Source organism: Gracilibacillus sp. JCM 18966 (assembly GCF_055392695.1).
The window spans coordinates 2,790,981-2,815,608 of the sequence record NZ_AP043883.1; the positions used below are offsets into that span (position 1 = coordinate 2,790,981).

The 24,628-nt window shown below is 38.2% G+C and carries 20 protein-coding genes and 1 other annotated feature; of the genes, 15 read left to right on the plus strand and 5 right to left on the minus strand.

Annotated features, from left to right (window positions below; genetic code table 11):
- Positions 1-144: 144 nt before the first annotated feature.
- Positions 145-2,865 (plus strand): family 43 glycosylhydrolase, encoded by a 2,721-nt coding sequence (locus ACZ5N5_RS13335; RefSeq protein WP_464372643.1) that lies wholly within the window; start codon positions 145-147, stop codon positions 2,863-2,865.
- Positions 2,866-2,995: 130 nt separating this feature from the next.
- Here ACZ5N5_RS13335 and ACZ5N5_RS13340 read toward each other — a convergent pair whose 3' ends face one another.
- Complete coding sequence (locus ACZ5N5_RS13340) at positions 2,996-4,231, minus strand: IS110 family RNA-guided transposase (protein ID WP_054789366.1); 1,236 nt, start codon at positions 4,229-4,231, stop codon at positions 2,996-2,998.
- Positions 4,232-4,532: 301 nt separating this feature from the next.
- Between ACZ5N5_RS13340 and ACZ5N5_RS13345 the strand changes: the two genes are divergently transcribed.
- Positions 4,533-5,192: a hypothetical protein gene (locus tag ACZ5N5_RS13345; protein ID WP_464372644.1), complete on the plus strand. Its 660-nt coding sequence runs from the start codon at positions 4,533-4,535 to the stop codon at positions 5,190-5,192.
- Positions 5,193-5,273: 81 nt separating this feature from the next.
- Here ACZ5N5_RS13345 and ACZ5N5_RS13350 read toward each other — a convergent pair whose 3' ends face one another.
- Positions 5,274-5,891 carry a lytic transglycosylase domain-containing protein gene (locus ACZ5N5_RS13350; protein ID WP_054789344.1) on the minus strand — a complete coding sequence of 206 codons (618 nt, stop codon included), beginning with the start codon at positions 5,889-5,891 and terminating at the stop codon, positions 5,274-5,276.
- 192 nt (positions 5,892-6,083) lie between these two features.
- Entirely contained in the window at positions 6,084-6,290 is a 207-nt protein-coding gene (gene sspI, locus ACZ5N5_RS13355; protein WP_054859045.1) for a small acid-soluble spore protein SspI, read from the minus strand.
- 114 nt (positions 6,291-6,404) lie between these two features.
- On the opposite strand from sspI, the gene ACZ5N5_RS13360 reads away from it, so the two are divergent.
- From ACZ5N5_RS13360 to pheT, 3 genes are all read left to right on the plus strand, one after another.
- Entirely contained in the window at positions 6,405-7,142 is a 738-nt protein-coding gene (locus tag ACZ5N5_RS13360) for a TrmH family RNA methyltransferase (protein ID WP_109983936.1), read from the plus strand.
- A gap of 63 nt (positions 7,143-7,205) precedes the next feature.
- Positions 7,206-7,442, plus strand: a binding site (T-box leader).
- Between the two features lie 52 nt (positions 7,443-7,494).
- Positions 7,495-8,529, plus strand: coding sequence for a phenylalanine--tRNA ligase subunit alpha (gene pheS, locus ACZ5N5_RS13365; protein WP_109983937.1), 1,035 nt, complete (start codon positions 7,495-7,497; stop codon positions 8,527-8,529).
- Between the two features lie 15 nt (positions 8,530-8,544).
- On the plus strand, positions 8,545-10,974 hold the full coding sequence (gene pheT / locus ACZ5N5_RS13370; protein ID WP_464372645.1) for a phenylalanine--tRNA ligase subunit beta: 2,430 nt from the start codon (positions 8,545-8,547) through the stop codon (positions 10,972-10,974).
- 332 nt (positions 10,975-11,306) lie between these two features.
- Here the strand turns inward: pheT and rnhC are convergent, their stop codons facing one another.
- Positions 11,307-12,242, minus strand: a complete 936-nt coding sequence (gene rnhC / locus ACZ5N5_RS13375; RefSeq protein ID WP_109983939.1) for a ribonuclease HIII — start codon at positions 12,240-12,242, stop codon at positions 11,307-11,309.
- 174 nt (positions 12,243-12,416) lie between these two features.
- On the opposite strand from rnhC, the gene zapA reads away from it, so the two are divergent.
- From zapA to uvrC, 7 genes are all read left to right on the plus strand, one after another.
- A complete protein-coding gene (zapA, locus tag ACZ5N5_RS13380; protein ID WP_054859046.1) occupies positions 12,417-12,677 on the plus strand; it encodes a cell division protein ZapA in 261 nt (86 codons plus the stop codon).
- 7 nt (positions 12,678-12,684) lie between these two features.
- A complete protein-coding gene (locus ACZ5N5_RS13385; RefSeq protein WP_054789352.1) occupies positions 12,685-13,230 on the plus strand; it encodes a CvpA family protein in 546 nt (181 codons plus the stop codon).
- Between the two features lie 70 nt (positions 13,231-13,300).
- Positions 13,301-15,016 carry a DNA polymerase/3'-5' exonuclease PolX gene (polX, locus tag ACZ5N5_RS13390; RefSeq protein WP_109983940.1) on the plus strand — a complete coding sequence of 572 codons (1,716 nt, stop codon included), beginning with the start codon at positions 13,301-13,303 and terminating at the stop codon, positions 15,014-15,016.
- A gap of 17 nt (positions 15,017-15,033) precedes the next feature.
- A complete protein-coding gene (locus tag ACZ5N5_RS13395) occupies positions 15,034-17,385 on the plus strand; it encodes an endonuclease MutS2 (RefSeq protein WP_109983941.1) in 2,352 nt (783 codons plus the stop codon).
- A 35-nt stretch (positions 17,386-17,420) separates the two neighbouring features.
- Positions 17,421-17,828, plus strand: a complete 408-nt coding sequence (locus ACZ5N5_RS13400; RefSeq protein ID WP_054789316.1) for a DUF350 domain-containing protein — start codon at positions 17,421-17,423, stop codon at positions 17,826-17,828.
- A 178-nt stretch (positions 17,829-18,006) separates the two neighbouring features.
- Positions 18,007-18,321 (plus strand): thioredoxin, encoded by a 315-nt coding sequence (trxA, locus tag ACZ5N5_RS13405; protein WP_054789315.1) that lies wholly within the window; start codon positions 18,007-18,009, stop codon positions 18,319-18,321.
- 88 nt (positions 18,322-18,409) lie between these two features.
- The gene (uvrC, locus tag ACZ5N5_RS13410) at positions 18,410-20,194 is read left to right on the plus strand and encodes an excinuclease ABC subunit UvrC (RefSeq protein ID WP_464372646.1); all 1,785 of its coding nucleotides are present in this window, start codon (positions 18,410-18,412) and stop codon (positions 20,192-20,194) included.
- Between the two features lie 82 nt (positions 20,195-20,276).
- Here the strand turns inward: uvrC and ACZ5N5_RS13415 are convergent, their stop codons facing one another.
- Positions 20,277-20,711, minus strand: a complete 435-nt coding sequence (locus ACZ5N5_RS13415; RefSeq protein WP_464372647.1) for a DUF2507 domain-containing protein — start codon at positions 20,709-20,711, stop codon at positions 20,277-20,279.
- 484 nt (positions 20,712-21,195) lie between these two features.
- On the opposite strand from ACZ5N5_RS13415, the gene ACZ5N5_RS13420 reads away from it, so the two are divergent.
- Genes ACZ5N5_RS13420 through sdhB form a run of 3 tightly spaced genes read left to right on the plus strand, consistent with a single transcriptional unit; the run spans position 21,196 to position 24,376 of the window.
- On the plus strand, positions 21,196-21,804 hold the full coding sequence (locus tag ACZ5N5_RS13420) for a succinate dehydrogenase cytochrome b558 subunit (RefSeq protein WP_109983944.1): 609 nt from the start codon (positions 21,196-21,198) through the stop codon (positions 21,802-21,804).
- A gap of 41 nt (positions 21,805-21,845) precedes the next feature.
- A complete protein-coding gene (sdhA, locus tag ACZ5N5_RS13425; protein ID WP_109984578.1) occupies positions 21,846-23,597 on the plus strand; it encodes a succinate dehydrogenase flavoprotein subunit in 1,752 nt (583 codons plus the stop codon).
- Positions 23,598-23,614: 17 nt separating this feature from the next.
- Positions 23,615-24,376, plus strand: a complete 762-nt coding sequence (gene sdhB / locus ACZ5N5_RS13430) for a succinate dehydrogenase iron-sulfur subunit (protein ID WP_464368155.1) — start codon at positions 23,615-23,617, stop codon at positions 24,374-24,376.
- Positions 24,377-24,628 lie beyond the last annotated feature (252 nt).

Below are 24,628 nucleotides of genomic sequence, written 5' to 3' on the forward strand. Positions count from 1 at the left end.
TAAGATAATTTAATAATATACTAAGTCTAATATCTTATAATATAATTAATAAAAACATTAATGTAAATAAGTAGTTTGGCGCCTAGTATTGTAAACGCTTTATAAATATACGTATAAGAATAAATAATTTGGAGGTATAGCATATTGAAAAAAGTATTGATGTTCAGCCTGATTTTTTCTTGTATTCTTATATTTATTGCCCCTAGCATGCTGGCAGTTGAGGAGCCTACTTTTACAGATGCTTCTGTCCATGATCCATCCGTCCTTTATACGAATCATACATACTATGTTTTTGGATCACATCTAGCAGCAGCTAAAACCAATAATTTAATGAATTGGGAACAAATAGAAGGTGACGGCGTCCATCCTGGTAATTCTTTATTGGAAGATGTAACAAAAGAATTGGAGGAGGCCCTTACTTGGGCGAAAACCGATACGCTATGGGCACCGGATATGATTCAATTAAAATCAGATGGTAAGTATTATATGTATTACAATGCATGTGAGGGAAGTTCCCCACGTTCAGCAATGGGAATAGCAGTGGCTAATCATCCGGAAGGGCCTTATCAGGATTTAGGACTCATTTTGCGTTCAGGAATGACAGCAGGGGAATCGGCAACGATCGATGGTACCCCTTACGATGATGCACATTTTCCAGAAATCTATGATGCTACCATTCATCCAAATGTGGTAGATCCAGACGTGTTTTATGATGAGGAAGGTAAACTTTGGATGGTATATGGATCTTATTCAGGCGGAATCTTCATTTTAGAACTTGATCCAGACACAGGTTTTCCAATACCAAATCAAGGCTATGGCAAAAAACTCCTTGGTGGGAATCATAGTAGAATTGAAGCGCCATATATTGTCTATAATAAAACAACCGACTATTATTATCTCTATCTTTCCTATGGAGGCTTAGCATCAGATGGTGGATATAACGTTCGTGTGGCAAGGTCAGAGAATCCGGATGGCCCATATACAGATATCCAAGGGAACAATATGATTCAAGCAAAAGGGGAAGATGGGACATTTTTTGATGATGAGTCCATTGCACCGACCGGGACGAAGCTTATTGGTAATTACGAGTTCGAAAAGCTATTCGGGGAGACTGGAGAAGCAACTGGTTATGTCTCACCAGGACATAACTCTGTTTATTATGATGAAAAGACTGGACAGCAGTTTTTGATTTTTCATACACGCTTCCCAAATAGAGGAGAGGCACATGAGATACGAGTTCATCAAATCTTGATGAATGAAAAAGGCTGGCCAGTTGTGGCACCATTCCGATATGTAACTGATGAAAATGTGAATGTTACTAAAGATGAAATTGCTGGAGACTATAAATATATTGCTTTCCAGCAAGCGATTAATGCAGACATAACAAAGTCTACCCATATAAAGCTAACAGAAGATGGAGCGATCACTGGAGATGTTTCGGGAACTTGGGAATTCAAAGAGGAATCAAATTTGACACTATCCATCAATGGAGAAACATTTAACGGGATAGTAATGAAGCAATGGGATCCAGTCTCGCAATCCGAAACAGTTACCTTTACAGCGTTGGCTAATAATGGATTATCGGTATGGGGAAGCCGATATGAAATGACCCAATATACGGATAGTGAAATAACAGAGATGATAGCAGAAAAATTAGAAATAGGTGACCCCAGTCAAGTGATGGAAGATTTACATTTACCAACAGAAGCAGAACAAGATACTATCATTACTTGGAAATCCTCTAATACGAATGTACTCTCCCATGATGGTAAAATAAATCGACCAGCCTATAAGAAAAAGCCTGTTTCAGTAGAATTAACCGCAACCATTGAAAAAGGAAGTGCATCAACCACAAAACAGTTTAACATCACGATAATACCTGAAACTTTTAAAGGTTTAGCGGCACATTATTCCTTTGAAGGTAATCTCCATGATCGTACGAACCGTTCAGATGCTGGCACGGTAACAGGGGATCGTATTAATAATACAGGTGGTAATATCACCTTTGTTGATGGGAAAATAGGTAATGCTGCAAAGTTTGATGGAAAATCAGGTATTAAATTACCAAATGGGATCATTGATAGCAACACCTACACTGTTTCAATTTGGCTAAAGCCTGTAGCCTATTCAGCACATACCACATCTTTTTTCGGTGCTGCTAGTCCTGAACAATGGATTAGCTTGTTACCAGGTGGAACGGCTGCTCATGAACAGACGATGCTCTGGTCTGGTAGCAAGGAATGGTATGAAGGACTAACAGAACAGCTCATTCCTCTCGATGAGTGGAGTCATATAGCTTTTACTGTTACCAAAGGGAACTTAAACCTTTTCATTAATGGAGAGCATATCATGAGTTTAACCAATTTTCCTCACATTTTTACAACAACAGATGCAGTCTTTGCACTAGGAATAAACTATTGGGATCTCCCGTATGAGGGATTAATGGATGAAGTCTTAATATACAACAATAAAGCATTATCTGCCGAAGATATAGAACATTATTACCGTACTCAACAATTGCCGATTAATACGACAGAACTCGAAGAAAAGATTAAGGAAGCAAAAGATTTACTTGATGGAGAGCGTTATACAGAAACCTCTCTTAAAAAATTAACAACGACGATCGAGCAAGCAGAAGCAAGCCTAACTGAAATGAAATCAGAAGCACAGCTCACCCAGATGCTCTCCCTATTACAAAGCGCCATTGATGGATTAAAGGTAAGAAACGACCAGAGTACGGATGATTATATAACGATTTCATCTAAAGACCAATTATTTATGGATGAAAATGGAAACTATATTGTCCATCAAGAAGGTAAGAGCTATTTATTTAAAGCGGGTGTGTTCGATAAAGACCTGCGGTAATATGTCAAGATACAAAATAAAAAAGATTTAGATATCAAGGTGCAATTTTGTTAAAAAAGGCAATAGGAAACTAGACCATTAATCAAATGTAAATTAATGGTAATTACACAAGGGTTGTAGAAGCTACTTTCTAAGCTTCATGTTTCACGCTCCCTTGTGGCGTGTAGATTTGATGGTTGCGTAGTAGCGCATCCACCAAACGCACTAATTTTCTAGCGGTTAAGACGAGTGCTCTTTTATGTTGGTGTTTCGGTACTTCACGGTATTTCTTCTCGTAATAAGCTTGGTATTCAGGTACATGCCTTCTCACCGAGTTGGCGGCTTCAACAAGGTAATAACGCAAATACTGATTCCCGTTACGAGATAAGGAAGTATCATCTGCCGTAAACCTGCCTGATTGGTGTTTTCGCCAGTATAGTCCTGCATATTTGGCTATTTTGGCCTCTGCTTCAAATCGTTCAATCTGACCGATTTCTGCGATGATACCAGCAGCGAATACAGGTCCAATTCCGGGTGTGGATTGCAGGGTATTGGGTAAGCCAGCCATGATTTTAGTGATCGCTTTATCGATTTGCTTGATTTGTGCCTTCATGGTGCGAATCAGCTCAATAATAGTGCCCAAGATGAGATCAATCGAGTCTTCCACTACCTTATCCAAACGATAGGAAGAACGTACTGCTTTTTGAATGGACTTGGCCACTTTTTCAGGGTCGTGAAAACCATTTTTACCTTTGGTTTGGAGGTAATCAGCTAGGTCTTCGATCGACATCTGAGCGAGTTCTTCCAGGCTATATTTTTCAAAGAATAAGTCCATCATAGCTTGTCCAAACACGGAAGATTCGACGTTTTCTTGAAACGTATTACACTTATAACTCAAGTGTTGAAGAAAATGTTGCTTTTCTTTGGTCATCTGATGTACGAGTTGGTAGCGAGAGCGTGTCAACTGTTGTAGGGCAACGTATTGACTCTCTTTGACCACCGACATCGATAAACGACCAAATCGTAAATAATCGGCAATCACAAATGCATCAATCTCGTCGGTCTTGTCCATGTCTGGATAACTCTTTTTGAAGTTGGCAATCTGTTTTGGATTCATCACAAATACTTGTGCACCAAGCTTACGGAGCTCTTCATCCTGATGAAAAAACATCGCTGGATGAAAACTGTACACGGAAGTGGATTCTAAGCCAATCTTTAATACTTCCACAGATTGTCCATCCATGGTACGAAAAATAGCTTCACGTAAAGCAGTAGCACCAGGTAAATCATTCGACACGGTGAAGGAAGATAACTTTACACCTTCACTATCTAACAAACAAACCTTGATATCAAAAGAACTAACATCTAATCCGACAAATAATCGCATGGGGAATTCCCCTCCTTTCTAAATTAGAATCATTGGAACCTATCTTGGACGCCTCGGGATATCCCTAGTGTGAACGCCGATCAACAACCTCGTGTATCAGTACTATCTCTGTATCGAAAGCCGCCTTGGAGCTACTACCATCCAAGTTCGAGGGACAGAGTGCACAGCCTGCGAGTAGGAAGGTCTGCACGTACACTGGGAAACAGTCTTTAAATGTGGTTAGCCACAGGAGATGACAGAATTGTCCCAAATGATCCTTAAGACCATTATCTAGGAACATCACAAGACGTCCAAGTGTTTTTTGAAATTTATTGCAGGTCAAATGAGGAAAATAGTGAGTCCAACAGATGGGCTTAAATATAATATACGAGGAGATATAGATAAAAAAATAGCGATAACCTATGATTCAATCACCGTGTTTTTACCTGTAGAAAATGTCATGAATGAAAAGGGTAGTTTATTTACATTTGGAGATGTGTCAAAAGCAATTCAATTGAAAAATAAGCGAGTAATATCTGACCTAGTAGACTTTACTCTAGAAGAAGATGGTACAGCTATTGAGTTAAAAGGGCCAATTGAGATTTCCTTCTCCATCGAAAGAGAAAAAGTAAAGATTTGGGAAAGTGTCAGAGGAATTTATATCGATGAAAATGGAGAGCAGATGGAAGTAATTATACCTAAATCTTATGATGAAAAGAATGGCATAGTTACCATATTGGTAAATCACTTAAGTATTTATGGTATATTGGAGTTGACAGAAGAACAACATCCAAGCATGGATCATGACGAATCAGCAACAAGTTCTAATGATAAGACAGAAACAAAAGAAAGCAGCTCAACAGAAAATAGGCTTCCAGATACGGCAACCAATCAATTTAGCTGGCTTTTTGCTGGGGCTTTACTACTGTTTAGTGGCTTTCTGTTAATAACAGTAAAACAAATAAGGAAAGACAAATTTTAGATAGGGGATAAGAAGATAAATGACGAACCACTGACAATCCAGAGGTTCGTCATTTCATGTAGATTTTCAATAATATTATCATCAGCTAAGGTATGTACCCATTACTTTTTGTACATAGCTTTGGGTTTCTTGAAAAGGCGGAATCCCATCATACTTATCAACATTACCAGGGCCGGCATTATATGCCGCTAAGGCAAGAAGCTTATTTCCATTGTAACGCTCAAGCATTTGGCTAAGATATTTCGTCCCACCAAAAATATTTTCCTTCGGATCGAAAGGATTTTGAACACCTAATCCAGAAGCAGTTGCCGGCATAAGTTGCATTAGTCCTTGGGCTCCAGCGTGACTGATTGCATTTGCATTATAATTGGATTCATTTCGGATAACAGCATCAATTAATTTTTCATCAACATGATAGCTTGCAGCAGCCTCTTTAATAATCGATGCATAATCCGATGATTCAGACAATGAAGTTGTAGCCTCGTTAGCCTGCTTTATATTTAATAATGGTCTTGTCGTATAGTCTATCGGCTGATAGGAATGATTAGAGGCCAAGCTTGATTGCTGAATCATTGATTGAAGTAATTCTTGAAAAATCGAATCAAAGTTAGCGGCCGTATTTGTTGTAGAATTATTGGTATTGGTTAGATTAGATAATGCCTGCATTTGCATGGCGTATTGGATGTGTGGAATATTCACGTCATAAACTCCCTTTAGGAAAAATTATCTATCTCTAATATACCTTTTTATTCGTATTCGTGCAATATTATTTTAGTGAATATATGACTAAAAGACTACAAATGAAAAGATGGAGCTATTTAAAAAATAAGGCATACCTATTGGAATTGGGCACCATATTTTTAATAGAGAGCTCCATCTTTACTACACAAATTACTTTACCGCTTGCTCTAATGCATTTAATACCTCATCTTTATCTGCTTCACTTGCATTTTGCCAGTATAATTCAAATAATACACCTAAGCCTGGAAGCATTTTTTCTTCACCACTTTGAATCGCATCTACAATCGTTGCTTCCAATTGATCGGCAGAATTACCAGAAACATTTGATTTTATTGCTTTTCGCAAATTTAGATCCATTCTTTACACTCCTTCCAACTCATCATTTTTCATTATAGTTTGACCATCATTAGAGAAAATATGTATGATAGGTACAGGACAGTATTCAAATAAAATGGTGCAAGGATGGGAACAATGATTACATCAGTGAAAAATGAAATGGTCAAAGAATGGCGTAAGCTTAAACAGAAGAAGGAACGAGATCGACAAGAGAAATTTATGATAGAAGGCTTCCATCTAATCGAAGAAGCACACAAAAGTGAGTGGGAAATTGTTGCTTTGATTCATGAAGAACATATAGAAATAGAAAAAAGCTTGTTACAATACCCGTTATATACTGTGTCAGATAATGTAATGGCTGCTATTACAGAGACGAAAACACCTCAAGGAATTGCAGCTGTTGTTAAAAAAAGAAACGTCCAGGATTCCTTGAGCAATAAAGCTTTACTAATTGACGAAGTACAGGATCCCGGCAATGTTGGAACGATGATTCGAACAGCGGATGCAGCAGGTTTTGATACCGTCATTTTAGGAAAAGGTACCGTTGATTTATATAATGACAAAGTAATTCGTGCCACTCAAGGCTCTATCTTTCATTTAAATATCATGCAAGCAGATCTAATAAAAGAAATGGAGAAGCTTCAGGCAAACGGTATTCCTATTTGGTCGACAGGACTTGCACAAGCCAAGCCATATCAACAAGTTGAAAAACCAGATAGAATAGCAATTGTAGTTGGAAATGAAGGAGCTGGGGTCTCCAAAGAAATAATGGACAAAGCTAGTGAAAATGTAGTAATACCGATCCATGGTAAGGCAGAATCGTTAAACGTCAGTGTGGCAGCAGCTATTCTGATGTACTATGTAGTAGGTTAACACCATTTATTTTAGGACTTGCATCATTTCGTTCATTTCATTATACTATATGAAGTAAAACCTATAAAAGCATTGAAGGAGCAAGTAAATAGGTACACATCGTTTACAAGGGAAGAAGCACCATAGACTGGAAGTGCTTCTAACGACCATCTATTGAATTTCACTCTGGAGCTGACACTTGGACCTCTGTGTGAGAGTAAAGGTGTACCGGAAATTTTCCGTTATCAAAAACACGAGTGGATATAGTGATTGCTATATCAACAAGGGTGGTACCGCGATACGTATAGTCTCGTCCCTTTTTTGGGGATGAGGCTTTTTTGTTTTTCTTATAAAATAAAAGGAGGTTTAACAGATGAAAGAACAACTACAAGCACTTGAACAAGAAGCTCTTTCCAAAGTAGAGGAAGCATCAACGATAAAAGAATTACAGGACGTTCGAGTAGCATACTTAGGAAAAAAAGGCCCGATTACTGAGGTTTTGCGAGGGATGGGAAAATTATCACCAGAAGAACGCCCAATAATCGGGGAATTAGCCAATACGGTTAGAGCAAATATTGCTAATGCGATGGAAGAAAAGAAAGATGCAATGGAAAGAGCTGAATTAGAGAAGCAATTAGCGGAAGAGCAAATTGATGTAACCCTACCTGGGCGTCCAGTTGCTGTAGGTGGGCCCCACTTGTTAACAAGCATTGTCGAAGAAATTGAGGATTTATTCATTGGTTTAGGATTTGAGGTTCGAGAAGGTCCTGAGGTAGAGACAGACTACTACAATTTCGAAGCATTGAATTTACCAAAAGGACACCCTGCTCGAGATATGCAGGATTCTTTTTATATAACAGAAGACTTGTTAATGCGTACCCATACTTCACCAGTACAAGCACGGACAATGAATGCTATTCAAGGTGCTCGTCCTGTTAAAATGATTTGTCCTGGTAAAGTATATCGTCGTGACACCGATGATGCTACACACTCTCATCAATTTACGCAAATTGAAGGACTTTATGTTGATAAAAATGTTCGAATGAGTGACCTAAAAGGGGTACTTGATCGTTTTGCCAAGCATATGTTTGGAGAAGACCGCGAAATCCGTCTCCGACCAAGCTTTTTCCCATTTACGGAACCTTCTGTCGAGATGGACATCTCTTGTAAGGTTTGTAATGGGGAAGGCTGCAGTGTATGTAAGAAAACGGGCTGGATTGAGATTCTTGGTGCTGGAATGGTACACCCACGTGTATTAGAAATGGCCGGCTATGATCCAAATGAATATAGTGGATTTGCTTTCGGAATGGGACCTGAAAGAATTGCAATGTTGAAGTATGGTGTGGATGATATTCGTCATTTCTATACTAATGATGTTAGGTTCTTAAAGCAATATCACCAAGCATAAAGAGGAGGTTACGACATGTTAGTATCATTAAATTGGTTAAAAAATTATGTAGATATTGATCAACTATCTCCAGAAGAGCTAGCGGAACGCATTACAAAATCTGGAATAGAAGTAGAGGGAATAGAGCGGTTCGGAAGCACTGCAACGAATGTTGTAGTTGGCTATGTGGAAAGCTGTGAAAGACATCCAAATGCGGATAAATTAAACCTTTGCCTTGTAAATGTAGGAGATGAAACCCTACAAATTATTTGTGGCGCACCAAATATTGCCCAAGGGCAGAAGGTAGCAGCTGCGAAACCTGGTGCTGTCTTACCAGGGAATGTGAAAATTAAGAAAGCGAAATTGCGTGGTGTCGAATCCTTTGGTATGATTTGTTCATTGCAAGAGCTAGGAGTGGAAGAGAAATTCATACCAAAAGAATTTACTAGTGGAATATTTGTTTTCCCAGAGGATGTGGAAATCGGATCAGATGTAACAAAATTACTGAATTTAGATGATATTATTATGGAACTAGGCTTAACACCAAATCGTTCTGATGCATTAAGCATGCTTGGTGTCGCTTATGAAGTAGCAGCGATTTTGGATGTACCGATCCGCTTACCACAATCCTCCGTACGTACAGTGGAAGAAAAAGCGGAAGAACATATTCGTGTAAATGTAGAAGCCCCCGATGTGAACCCGTATTATGGCGCGTTTATCATTAAGAATATAGTAGTAGGGCCATCTCCTTTATGGATGAGAAATTATTTAATGGCTGCTGGTATCCGTCCGATTAACAATGTTGTCGATATTACGAACTATGTATTGTTAGAATATGGTCAACCACTCCATGCTTTTGATTTTGATAAATTTGGTTCAAACGAGGTCGTCGTTCGAAAAGCAAGTAATGATGAGAGAATGGTGACATTAGATGATCAGGACCGAACGCTTACAGAGGATCATCTCGTTATTACAAATGGTAAGGAGCCAGTGGCACTTGCTGGTGTGATGGGTGGGGCAAATTCAGAGGTATCTGATTCCACCACTACTGTTTTATTGGAGGCTGCTTATTTTGATGGTCAATCGGTAAGAAGAGCTTCCAAGGATTTCGATCTTCGTAGTGAATCAAGTAATCGTTTTGAAAAAGGGGTAGACCCTAATCGAGTCCGTAAGGCAGGAGAGCGTGCTTGTCAATTATTTGCAGAGTATGCGAATGGTTCTGTACTAGACGGAGTAGTAGAATTTGATCAGCTTGATTATGACGAGAAGACGGTAACGATTTGGACTTCAAAAATTAATAAACGACTAGGTACTAATATAACGAATGAGGAAATTGCCGATATTTTACGAAAGTTACATTTTAACTATGATCAGGATGGGGAAACCTTTACCGTTTATGCTCCAACAAGACGCCAGGATATCACTATTTTTGAAGACATGGTAGAAGAGGTTGCACGTATTTATGGTTATGACAATCTCCCATTCACCTTGCCTCAAGGAGGATCTCAAGCTGGAGGGTTAACCAAAAATCAAGCCTTGAAACGTCAGGTAAAGCAATTTCTAGAAGGTGTAGGATTATCTGAAACAGTTACCTATTCCTTAACAACGACATCACGGGCTGAGGAGTTAGTAAGTCCAGAGGTGAAGGATGGATTAGTCTCAACCGTTTCCTTAGCAATGCCTATGAGTGAGGACCATAGTACATTACGTGTAAGTATTTTACCTGAAATGCTGGCATCAGCCTCTTATAATCTTGCACGAAAGCAAGCTAATATCGCCTATTATGAATTAGGAAGTGTGTTTGTTTCCAAAGAGAAGAAAATAACCGAACAACCTGAGGAGAAATTACGCTTAGCAGGTATTTTAACTGGTGAGTGGGTAACACATCCTTGGCAGCAAGAGAAAAAGCCGGTTGATTTCTTTGTAACAAAAGGGATTCTTGAAGGATTGTTTGATTTATTGAATGTTGCAGTCACTTATAAACAAGCAAAAATAGAAGGCATGCACCCAGGACGTACAGCTCAAATATTCATGGGAGATCGTGCGATTGGCTTTGTTGGTCAGTTACACCCACTGATGCAAAAAGCCTATGATTTAAAAGAAACGTATGTCTTTGATATTGATTTTGATTATGTATTGGAAATTCATGAAAATGAGCCAAGCTTTGCTGTAATTCCACGCTTCCCAAGTGTGACAAGAGATATTGCATTAGTTGTCGACGAAAAAATTGCAGCAGGTGACATACAAGAAGCCATCGCTCATGCCGGAGGTGCACTCGTTAAGGACATTCAAGTGTTTGATGTTTATCAAGGAGAGCATTTAGAAGCAGGAAAGAAATCCATCGCCTTTAGCTTGTTCTATCAAGATCCCGAAAGAACACTGACAGACGATGAGGTCGAAGCATCATATCAAGCGATTTTGGATGAAGTAACCAAAAAATTCGGAGCGGAATTAAGAGGTCAATAACAAGAAATAGGGCTGCATCCGATCAGGATAGCAGCCCTATTTCGCAAAAAAATTAGAGAACTCGCAAAAAAATTAGAGAACTCGCAAAAAAATTAGAGAACTCGCAAAAAAATTAGAGAACTCGCAAAAAAATTAGAGAACTCGCAAAAAAATTAGAGAACTCGCAAAAAAATTAGAGAACTCGCAAAAAAATTAGAGAACTCGCAAAAAAATTAGAGAACTCGCAAAAAAATTAGAGAACTCGCAAAAAAATTAGAGAACTCGCAAAAAAATTAGAGAACTCGCAAAAAAATTAGAGAACTCGCAAAAAAATTAGAGAACTCGCAAAAAAATTACCTTACATAATTCATCGCCTTGTCCGTATTTGCGAAATGGATTTTTGCATTATCATATAGTACGTCTAGCCCGTGTTTTTTAATCAGATAGGCAGCCGTTTCATCAACCTTGGAAGAAGCACCCTTTGGTATCGTCACACCTAATCGTTCAGACAACAAATCCATTTCCTTAACAAATTTAGCACGTGCGATAATAGATGCAGCAGCGACAGAAGTTGAGTAACTTTCGGCTTTTGTCATGAAAAAAACATTTTCTTGAAGCTTCGCCCCCTCACTACTTATATGCTTTCGATAGGAAAGTGGCTGGCAAAATTGATCAATTAAGATCCCGTGTAAAGGGGCAGCACCAATTTTAACTAATAGCTTTTCTATCGCATGGTGATGAAGCATTGCTTTCATTTTTCCCTGATTCCAACCTTTTTTTTGGAGTTTATTATATTTTGTATTATCTAGTGTGAGCAATGTATAAGGAATTTTTTCCTTTACTAACTCCTTTGCCAATATAGCGATTTTATCATCTGTTAAAGTTTTGGAATCGGTTATACCCATTTGCTTAAGTATCGTTATTTTTTCGTCTGGTACATAAACGGCACTGACTGTTATCGGGCCAAAATAATCCCCTGTTCCAGCTTCATCTGAACCGATATGAGCATTTTTAAATAAAGAGGTGGGTGGCTTGTAGCCATGATCATTCACCGAGCTTTTATTAGCAGATCCAGAAGTTACCGCACCACTTTCCGACCATTTATTTGCTTCTCTTGCCGCATTTTGCCCTTGAAACATAACTTTTCCTGATCGATAGGCATTAATGGTCGTACCATTCACTTTGGCTAAAAACAGTGTATTGGCAGGTTTTTTAATGATCGAATTTTGATAGTAAGCAGTTATTTCTTCCAGCTTATCTTTTGTTACTTGTATGACAACATTAGCCAAAACTATATCGTCCCTTCTATTATACTAAGGATCATTATAACAAAGATTCAATTTAGCGGAATAGTTTTCTAATTGCTTGCTTCATGTTAATATTATTTTTAAGGTTATCTGTGGTAAAGTAGTATAATCAGGTGAAATGACTTGAAACGTATTGTCAATGAGGGGGTATTATGGGTGACCCAGCCGGATAAATCTCGAACTACCGTTAAGATATATGGAAGATCATATAAAATTGTTGGAAAAGAGAATTCTGAGCATGTGCGTCGCGTCGCAGGCTTAGTCGATGAAAAAATGCAAGAAATCCACGATGTGAATAAATCTTTAGATACGACAAGCTTAGCAGTTTTAACTGCTGTCAATACAATGAATGATTACATTAAATTAAAAGAAGATTATGAAGTTTTACAAAATCTTCTCGAGGAGAAAGAGGAATAAATTTGTCATGGTAACTTTTGTTATTCTTATTTTACTTTTATTAGGATTTTTAGTGGGGCTAAAAAGAGGCTTCATTTTACAATTGCTACACTTAACAAGCTTCATACTTGCCTTTATCGTCGCAGTGATGTATTACAAGGACTTAGCAGGTATACTGGAACTATGGATACCATACCCAGAGCTTTCTGATGATGGAACATGGGCAGTGTTCTTGGATACATTACCACTTGAAGCAGCATTTTATAATGCTATTGCATTTGGTTTATTATTTTTCGCGACGAAAATTGTCCTGCAAATTATTGCGACAATGCTTGATTTTGTTGCAGATTTACCGATCTTATCGATCTTCAATTCATGGTTAGGAGCCATTCTAGGTTTTATTGAGGTCTATTTAGTTATTTTTGTTGTGCTTTATATTATTGCACTAGCACCTGTAACCGAAATCCAAGCTTGGATTGATCAATCATCCCTTGCAACATATATGATTGAAGATACTCCAGTATTATCTGAAAAGCTTAAGGATATTTGGTTCTCGAATGATCCAACTTCATAGACTAAGTGTAATGCCCTTGCTTCTACAATCTAGCAAGGGTTTTGCACTTCTACCTGAAAGGAGAATTAAAGTGTCCGTTAATAAAAAAGATGTCATTAAACATTTAGAAACGATTGCAACATTTCTTGAATTAAAAGGAGAAAATCCGTTCAAGATTTCTGCTTACCGTAAGGCAGCACAAGCTATCGAAAAGGACGAAAGAACGATTTCAGCAATTGGGGATTTTACAAAGCTACAAGGTGTTGGAAAAGGAACGGCTGCCGTAATTGGGGAATTTATCGAAAAGGAAGCCTCCGAAACACTAGCACAATTAGAAAAGGAAGTGCCATCCGGACTAGTCCCCCTACTACATCTCCAAGGGTTAGGAGGGAAAAAATTAGCAAAGCTTTACCAAGAATTGAATATTACAGATGCGGAATCTTTAAGGGAAGCGTGTGAACAAGGAAAAATTCAAAATCTCAAGGGGTTTGGCAAAAAAACGGAAGAAAAAATATTAGAGGCCTTAGATAAAGGGAATGAACGACCCGAAAGGCTACCAGTAGCTGTTGTACAACCTATTGTCGAAAAGCTCCAAGCCTATTTGAGTACGATAGAGGAGATCGACCGTTTTTCAATTGCTGGAAGTATGCGTCGTCAGCGCGAAACGGTTAAAGATCTGGATTATATCATTTCAACGGATAACCCTGAAGTAGTAAAAGAAAAACTGCTTGCATTCGATGAACGAATTGATACGATAGCTGCAGGTGATACGAAGGTATCGATTGTCGTAGAAAACCTCTATGAAATAAGCATTGATTTTCGATTAATTAGTGATAAGGAATTCCCGACAACACTACATCATTTTACAGGGTCTAAGGATCATAATGTTCTTATGCGCCAGCTAGCAAAATCACAAGGGAAAAAAATTAGCGAATATGGTGTTGAGAATATTGAGACGGGTGAAGTGGAAACCTTTGATTCTGAGAAAGATTTTTTCCGGAGCTTCGGGCTTCATTATGTACCACCAGAGATGCGTGAAGGTTCGGATGAACTAGAGCTTGCAAAAGCACCAATATCCATTATGAAAGCTACCGATATTCGTGGCGATTTACACATGCACACTACTTGGAGTGATGGTGCTCAATCCATTGATGAAATGGTTGAAAGAGCAATAGATAAAGGCTATGATTATATCGCGATCACGGATCATTCTAAATTCCTGCGTGTGGCAAACGGTCTTGATGAAACAAGATTAAGATTACAGCGTAAAGAAATAGAAAATGCAAGGGAAAAATATCCAAATATCCATATATTTGCTGGTACAGAAATGGATATTCTACCAAATGGAAAGCTCGATTTTGATGATAACGTACTTGCCGAGCTTGATTTCGTGATTGCATCGATCCATTCAAGCTTTCAACAGTCACAAGATCAAATCCATGCAAGGCTATTACAGGCGTTAGAGAATCCTCATGTGGATATGATTGCACATCCAACTGGAAGACTGATCGGAAGAAGAGATGGATACGAGCTAGACGTGGAATGGCTCATCGATCAAGCTCAAAAGACGAATACGATTCTCGAGTTGAACGCCAATCCCAATCGATTAGATCTTGCTGCGAAATGGGTCCAGCTAGCCCAAGAAAAAGGTGTGAAGATCGCGATTAATACAGATGCCCATAGCTTTGGAATGCTCGATCATATGATTATCGGTTGCGGAACTGCTAGAAGAGGAAGACTGACAAAAGAAACAGTTATTAATTGTTGGTCAAAGGAAGAAATTGTAAATTATATCTCAAATAAATAGTAAGAGGAGTTTTGATCATGAATGAACGCATCTTTCATGTGTTGGAATTTAGCAAAATCAAGCAACAGCTCATTGATCAAGCTGCGTCCTCGCTTGGTAAAGAAAAAGCCCGTTCCCTTGCTCCGTCCACCGATTTAGAAGAAGTGGTTAAATGGCAGGATGAAACGGATGAAGCATTTCATGTCATCCGATTAAATGGAAACGTTCCTTTAGGAGGAATATTTGATATAAAGCCAAGTGTCAAAAGAGCGGTTATTGGAGGTGTGCTAACAACACATGAATGTTTAGATATTGCTAGCACAATTTACGGTGGGAAACAATTAAAACAGTTTCTAGAACAAATAGAAGATTTAGAAATACCTATTATCCATCGATTTACTGATCAAATCGTTCCACTAAATGAATTGGAACGAGAAATCAAAAGCTGTATTGATGATCATGGGCATATGATGGATGGAGCTTCTGATAAATTACGTAGTCTACGTTCCAAGATCCGTACAAATGAAAATAAAATTAGAGACAGATTGGAAAATGTCACACGAACGAAATCCAAAATGCTATCTGATTCGATCATTACTATCCGTAATGACCGTTACGTATTACCAGTTAAAGCAGAATATCGTTCTGCGATTGGTGGAATCGTACATGATCAATCATCTTCAGGTGCCACCTTGTTTATGGAGCCTCAATCTGTTGTGGAATTAAACAACGATTTATCATCAACAAAAGTCGAAGAAAAGCGAGAAATTGAACGTCTTTTAAAGGAGTTATCTATTCGAATTGCAGCAGATGAGAGCTTTTTACTACAAAATGCTGAAGTATTAGCTATATTAGACTTTATTTTTGCGAGAGCGAAGCTTAGTCATCAAATGAAAGCAAGTAGACCAAAAATGAACGATCTTGGTCGAATTAAGATGAAGCAAGCACGACATCCACTTATTCCAAGTGAGGAAGTTGTTGCCAATGACATTGAACTAGGTACGGATTATACAGCCATTGTCATTACAGGACCTAACACTGGGGGAAAGACCGTTACGCTAAAAATGGTAGGGCTATGCACCCTTATGGCACAATCTGGTTTGCAGATTCCAGCACTGGATGGCTGTGAACTCGCTGTTTTTTCCAATGTTTTTGCCGATATTGGAGATGAGCAATCTATTGAACAAAGCTTAAGTACTTTCTCTTCTCACATGACCAATATTGTTGATATACTACAAGGCTTTGATGAACAATCCTTGTTATTGTTCGATGAGCTTGGTGCAGGTACAGATCCTCAAGAAGGGGCTGCACTTGCTATGTCGATATTAGATCATGTCATTCAGGTAGGAGCAAGAGTAATAGCAACGACCCATTATCCTGAATTAAAGGCATATGGATATAATCGCAAAGGGGTAACGAATGCATCGGTTGAATTTGATATTCAGACATTAAAGCCTACCTACCGTTTATTGATTGGTGTGCCTGGTCGTAGTAATGCATTTGAAATATCTAAACGACTTGGATTAGATCCACTTATTATTGAAAATGCAAAAAGTCAGGTCGGTACGGATTCTAGAAGTGTCGAGAATATGATTGCTTCATTAGAAACGACTAGACGAAAAGCAGAAACAGATTATAAAGAAGCAGAGGATCTATTAATAGAAGCGGAACAGTTAAAACGAGATTTGGAGCAACAATGGCAGAAGTTTGAACAACAACGCCAAAGCCTCTACAAGAAGGCAGAAGAAAAAGCAGAGAAAGCCTTGGAGAAAGCACGTGAGGAAGCGGAATTGATTGTGGCCGATTTGCGGAATATGCGAACAGAGTCAGAGTGGAAGGAACATGAATGGATTGAAGCGAAAAAGCTGTTAGATGAAGCGCAACCCGACTTATCAAAAAAAGAAACAAAACAAACGAGTAATAATTTTGACGAAAACAAGGCAAAGGAATTAAAGCCAGGAGATGAAGTGAAACTATTGACTCTTGATCAAAAAGGAACGATCATCGAACAATCTGGTAAGAATGAATTTCAAGTGCAAGTTGGTATCATGAAATTAAAAGCAAAACGAAAGGATCTACTTTTTATTAGGAGAGAGGAACCAAAGGTTGAAAAACCTTTAGCAACAGTTAGAGGGGCACACTATCATGTCAAACCAGAATTGGATTTGCGTGGGGAGCGATATGAGGATGCCCTCCAACAGTTGGAAAAGTATATAGACGATTCTTTACTTGCAGGCTATAATAAGGTGTCGATTATTCATGGAAAAGGAACAGGAGCTTTGCGAAAAGGTGTTCGTGATTTTGCTCGAAAACACTCACGAATAAGGAGTGCACGAGACGGAGAAATGAATGAAGGAGGACTGGGAGTTACTGTTTTAGAGCTTAAGTAGATGTGAAATTCATAAAAGTTAGGAGGAAGGTGCCATTGACGGGTTTTTGGGGAAATATATTTGTGGAAACGGCAGCAAGATATAGTGTTGCCATACTATGTCTGATCGTATTTCTAGTCATTTTTGAACTGGTTACATCCTATAAAAATTGGGACGAAATTAAAAATGGAAATTTGAGTGTAGCAATGGCAACAGGTGGGAAAATTTTCGGTATTGCCAACATATTCCGTTATTCTATTGAGCACAATGATACACTCATTGAAAGTATGACATGGGGATTCTTTGGGTTTGTCTTATTATTATTTGGTTATTTCATTTTTGAATTTTTAACACCTACCTATAAAATCGATCATGAAATCGCCAACGACAACCGTGCTGTCGGCTTTATCTCGATGGTTATTTCTGTCGGTCTCTCCTTTGTCATCGGTTCAAGTATTGGATAAAAAGGAGTGGCCATATTGAAAACATTAGCATATGTGTTGATGGTGATTGCAGCAATTTTTTTAATTGTCGGGGTATACTATGTCCTGCAAATTTGAAGAATAAGCAAAGTATTAGTAAGTTATTCCTCAATGGTGTTATACTATAGGAGAAATTTTCAAATGCAAAGGAGGAAACAGCATGGCAATTGTAAAAGCGACCGATACTACGTTTAATACTGAAACGAGTGAAGGCTTAGTATTAGCTGATTTTTGGGCAACTTGGTGTGGACCTTGTAAAATGATTGCACCTGTGCTTGAGGAAATAGATAGCGAAATGAGCGATTCCGTGAAAATCGTAAAATTAGATGTGGATGAAAACCAAGAAACAGCTGGCAAATTTGGGGTTATGAGTATTCCAACTTTATTGCTTTTCAAGGATGGAGAAGTAGTAGATCAAGTTGTTGGATATCAACCGAAAGAAGCACTTGTTGAGCTAATTAACAAACACGGATAATTTTAAATCTGAACGTATGATACCCCTTGTGATAGCTTTTATGCTATAATAAGGGGTATTTATATTGTACGTAAGAAGGTGATGATAGATGAATGAATGGATAAAGGAGAAACTAGCAGTATTACCGGCTCAACCTGGTTGTTACCTTATGAAGGATAAGCATGGAACGGTGATCTATGTAGGTAAATCAAAAATGCTTCGCAATCGAGTAAAATCATACTTTATTGGTGCAAATGATCAAAAAACACAACGTCTTGTCCGAGAAATTCATGACTTTGAGTATATTGTCACAAGCTCGGAAATCGAAGCATTGATATTAGAGATGAACTTAATCAAAAAATATGATCCAAAGTATAATGTTCTATTAAAAGATGATAAATCGTATCCTTTTCTTAAAATTACCAATGAACGGCATCCTAGATTAATTGTAACCCGCAAGGTGAAGAAGGATAAAGGTAAATATTTTGGTCCATATCCGAACGTCCTAGCGGCTCGAGAAACGAAGAAATTATTAGATCGTTTATATCCTTTACGAAAATGCAATAATCCAAAAGGAAGACATTGTTTGTATTATCATATGAATCAATGCTTAGCATGCTCTGAAAATCCTCCTACGAAAGAGGAATATCAGAAGATTGTTCAAGAAGTAGCTAGTTTTTTAAATGGTGGTCATCGTGAAATCAAGAAAGAATTAAAAACGAAAATGCTCCAAGCCTCTGATGATATGAACTTTGAAAGGGCAAAAGAACTCCGAGATCTCATTCAACATATTGAATCAGTAATGGAACAACAGAAAATGACCATGAATGATCAGCTAAATCGTGATGTGTTTGGCTTTAGTTATGACAAAGGCTGGATGTGTGTTCAAGTCTTTTTTATCAGACAAGGAAAACTAATTGAACGAGATGTTTCCTTATTTCCTTTCTTTGACGATGCCGAGGAGACATTTCTCAGTTTCGTTGGTAGTTTTTATTTACATCACCATCACCCTAAGCCAAAGCAAGTGCTCGTACCCCTCCCAACAGATGCGAATTTGCTGAAGGAATTATTAGAAGTAGATGTTCACATACCTATGCGTGGTCGAAAGAAGGAATTAGTCGAACTCGCAACAAAGAACGCAGAAATAGCTTTAAAAGAGAAATTCAGCATAATAGAGCAAAATGAAGAAAGAACAATTAAGGCTGTAGAGAGGTTAGGAGAAGCTTTAAATATTGAGACACCTTATCGAATTGAAGCCTTCGATAATTCGAATATACAAGGTACTGATCCAGTTTCTGCTATGGTCGTATTTATGGATGGAAAGCCCGCAAAAAAAGAGTATCGAAAATATAAAATTAAAGCAGTAGAGGGTCCTGATGACTATGATACGATGCGAGAAGTGATGCGCAGAAGATATACTAGACTATTAAAGGAAGGAAATCCTCTACCTGATTTAATTTTAGTAGATGGGGCGAAAGGACAAATGTCAGCTGCTTTAGATGTGTTAGAAAATGAACTAGGCTTGGATATTCCACTATGTGGTCTAGCTAAAGATGATAAGCATCGAACGAGTGAGCTATTATATGGGAATCCTGTCCAAGTAGTAGATTTAGATCGACGTTCTCATGAATTTTATCTTATTCAGCGCATTCAAGACGAGGTTCATCGATTCGCGATTACCTTTCATCGACAGCTCAGAGGGAAAAGTGCATTTCGTTCTCAGTTAGATGATATACCAGGCGTTGGTGCTCAGCGGAAGAAGCTTCTATTAACTCATTACAAATCTTTAAACGAAATAAAAGCGGCAACAATTGAAGACATTGTAAGGCTAGGTATTCCAGAAGCTATCGCCAATAATATTATCACGAAATTAAATGAAGAAAAAGGAAGTTAGCACATTACTTAGTAAAACGATAGTCCATACCAAACCTCCGGACCATTTGGTCCGGAGGTTCTTGTTCGAAAAGGTCACTTTTTTATTTTTTTTCCATGTACATAACATGGAGAAATACTTGTCCTTTTTTAATTTCAGGTAAGCATTCACAATCTTTTTTCGTAATTTGCTCCATTGCATTAGCTAGAAAGCCAGCTTCTATTTGAAATTCAATTTGTTGAATCGTTTCTAATCTAGATCGAACAATTTCACCAGCTAATTCAAAAATATAGCCTCTTCGCTTTTCTTTTACGAGGAAAAGCTCTCCCCATCCGACATGAAGAAAGAATTCTTGAAGCTCTTCGGTCGATACCCATTCACTTTTTCTTGCTAAATTTTTCCCTAGAATGTATAAGATAAAGTCTGATTCCTTACCAAACATATCAGGTAAGCCTATGTATCTTAATAAATCATAACCACTACTTGTAGTTTGAAGGTTTGCTAGAATGGTTGCGATGTTGGTTTCTTTTTCTGTCAAAATAGTTCCCCTCTCTTTACTGCCTCTGTTAGACAAGTTCCTATTCGTTAGATTCGAATGATATTCTTCTCGTGAAATAGGTACTAACATGCTGAAAAGATATTCATTATTTCTGATAATTCCATTATCACCTTTTTCCCTTTTTTCTGCAATAAACTTTTCATAATAGTTGATGAATTTTCTTTCATTCTAAGTAAAATCCTTAATAATTCGACAATTAATCATTCGAAATACCGCTCGTTTTCTTGACGCTTTTTCCTGATAGAAGTACAATAGTTGTGGTGACAATATACGAATTTCTTTGGATGGGTTTGTCTCGTAATAAGTAGGAAAAGAAACGAAAGAGAATAACGGTTAAAAAAGCTTGTACAGAATGATTAACAGGCTGTGCCATTCCTAACGAGATGTAAAGCGCTTCATTTTAAGCGTTTTAGAAATCGTATGTTGGAGAGTAATTATCTATATTAGAGGGGGGTACAAACGAGTGGAGAATAGGGAATTCTTTTATCGCAGATTGCATTCACTACTAGGGGTAATACCAATAGGGATCTTCTTAATACAGCATTTAGTTGTGAACCATTTTGCCGTTTACGGTCCAGAAAGCTTCAATAAGGCAGCACATTTTATGGAATCATTACCATTCCGTTATGCATTAGAGCTTCTCATCATCTTTTTGCCGATTCTCTTTCATGCAGTATTAGGAGTGTATATCGTATTCGTTGCTAAAAACAATGTTAGTCGCTACGGATTCTTTCGAAACTGGATGTTCTTTTTACAACGTATTACAGGAATTATCACCCTAATATTTATTGTATGGCATGTTTGGCAGACACGAATTCAGATAGGGCTAGGAAATGTAGAACTTGACTATAGCTTGATGGAAGATATCTTATCAAATCCTGCTATGTTTGGATTTTATATTCTTGGTGTTGTTTCCACAACTTTTCACTTTGCGAATGGATTGTGGAGCTTCCTAGTAAGTTGGGGAATTACAGTAACACCTCGTTCACAAAAAATCGCTACATATGCAACGATTTTAGTTTTCCTAGCAGTAACATATATTGGTGTTCGAGCATTATTCGCATTTGTATAAGAGATTGTTATTTATGGAAGTAAAAAGGAGTGAGTATGGGAATGAGTGATCGCAATATTGTTATTGTTGGTGGTGGTCTAGCAGGGTTAATGGCCACTATTAAAGCAGCAGAAGAAGGGGTACATGTTGACCTATTATCCATTGTACCAGTAAAACGCTCTCACTCTGTTTGTGCACAAGGTGGTATTAATGGTGCAGTGAATACAAAAGGGGAAGGAGATTCCCCATGGGTACACTTTGATGATACAGTTTATGGAGGAGACTTCTTAGCAAATCAACCTCCGGTAAAAGCAATGTGTGAAGCTGCTCCTGGAATTATACATATGCTGGATCGTATGGGCGTTATGTTTAACCGTACTTCGGAAGGTTTACTAGATTTCCGACGTTTCGGTGGAACCCAACATCATCGGACAGCATATGCAGGTGCAACAACAGGGCAACAATTATTATATGCATTAGATGAGCAAGTACGTCGTTATGAGGTACAAGGATTAGTTACAAAATACGAAGGCTGGGAATTTATTTCAGCAGTAATAGATGATGAAGGAATTGGTCGTGGAATAGTCGGCCAGAATATTAAGTCACACGAATTGAAAGTATTTAAAGCAGATGCAACGATTTTTGCGAGTGGTGGACCTGGTATCATCTTTGGTAAGTCTACGAATTCTGTTATTAATACCGGTTCTGCTGCAGCATCACTTTATTTACAAGGTGCTATATATGCGAATGGTGAATTTATTCAAATTCACCCAACCGCGATTCCTGGGGACGATAAACTGCGTCTAATGAGTGAATCTGCCCGTGGTGAAGGTGGTCGCCTTTGGACATACAAGGACGGAGAACCATGGTATTTCCTTGAAGAGAAATACCCTGCATATGGAAACCTTGTACCACGTGATATCGCAACACGTGAAATATTCGATGTTTGTGTGAATCAGAAGTTAGGTATTAACGGGGAGAATATGGTGTACTTAGACCTTTCTCACAAGGATCCGAAGGAACTAGATATCAAGCTAGGTGGTATTATCGAAATCTATGAAAAATTCGTAGGGGAAGACCCGCGCAAGGTTCCAATGAAAATCTTCCCAGCCGTTCACTATTCAATGGGTGGACTATGGGTAGATTATGATCAAATGACAAATATACCAGGAATCTTTGCTGCAGGGGAATGTGATTACACACAGCATGGCGCAAACCGCCTTGGAGCGAACTCTTTATTGTCCTCTATATATGGTGGAATGGTTGCAGGTCCAAATGCCATTAAGTATCTTGACGGACTCGAAAAAACCGTTGATGACATCCCTTCCTCCTTATTTGACAGCAGATTAAAAGAAGAAGAAGCAACTTTTGATCAACTGTTGAATATGAAAGGGGAAGAAAATGCTTATCAAATCCACAAAGAGCTTGGAGAATGGATGACAGATAACGTAACCGTTGTACGCGATAATGCAAAGCTATTAAAAACGGATGAAAAAATCCAAGAGTTATTAGAACGCTGGGAGAATATTAACATCAATGATAGCTCACGATGGAATAACCAAGGTGTTATGTTTACTCGTCAATTGAAAAATATGCTCCATTTAGCTCGCGTGATTACACAAGGTGCTTATAATCGTAACGAAAGTCGAGGGGCACATTACAAGCCAGAATTTCCTGATCGTAATGATGAAGAATGGTTAAAAACAACCAAGGCAACCTTTGATCGTACAACAAATGCTCCAAAGTTTGAGTATGAGGATGTGGATGTTTCATTAATCCCACCTAGAAAACGTGACTACACGAAGAAGAAATAAAAAGGGGGTAGCGAGAGATGGCAGAAGAAAAAATTACGCTAAAAGTAACACGTCAAGACAGCCCTGATTCTTCTCCTTATGAGGAGACCTTTAAGATCAATTATCGTAAGAATATGAATATCATCTCAGCATTAATGGAAACCCAAAAGAATCCAGTCAATGCTTCCGGCGAGCCAGTTGCCCCAGTACAATGGGAGTCCAACTGTCTTGAAGAGGTTTGTGGCGCATGTTCCATGGTCATTAATGGGGAACCTAGACAAGCATGTTCTACACTTGTAGATAAACTTGAGCACCCAATTCGAGTTGCACCTATGACTACCTTTCCGGTTGTACGTGACTTAGTGGTAGACCGTAGTCGAATGTTCGAATCCTTAAAGAAAGTAAAAGCATGGATTCCAATCGATGGTACTTACGATTTAGGGCCAGGCCCAAGAATGCCTGAGAAAAAACGTCAATGGGCGTATGAATTATCCAAATGTATGACTTGTGGTGTTTGTCTCGAAGCATGTCCTAACGTCAACAGCAAATCAGACTTTATCGGACCAGCTCCTTTATCACAAGTACGTCTGTTTAATGCACACCCAACAGGCGATATGAATAAATCAGAGCGATTAGAAGCACTAATGGAAGACGGAGGCATTTCAGGCTGTGGAAATTCACAAAACTGTGTGCAGGTTTGTCCTAAAGGAATTCCATTAACTACTTCAATCGCTGCATTAAATCGTGATACAAATATCCAATCATTTAAAAACTTTTTCGGAAGCGATCATGCTTATTAAGATTAAAGAAGCCTTCTCCAGTTAATGGGGAAGGCTTTTCTTATTGAATTAGAGAGTTGCAAAAAAAGAGAGGCAACTTGCAAAAATAAGTGGAAAGTTGCAAAAAAGAGAAGCAACTTGCAAAAATAAGTGGAAAGTTGCAAAAAAGAGAAGCAACTTGCAAAAATAAGTGGAAAGTTGCAAAAAAGAGAAGCAACTTGCAAAAATAAGTGGAAAGTTGCAAAAAAAGAGAGGCAACTTGCAAGAATAAGT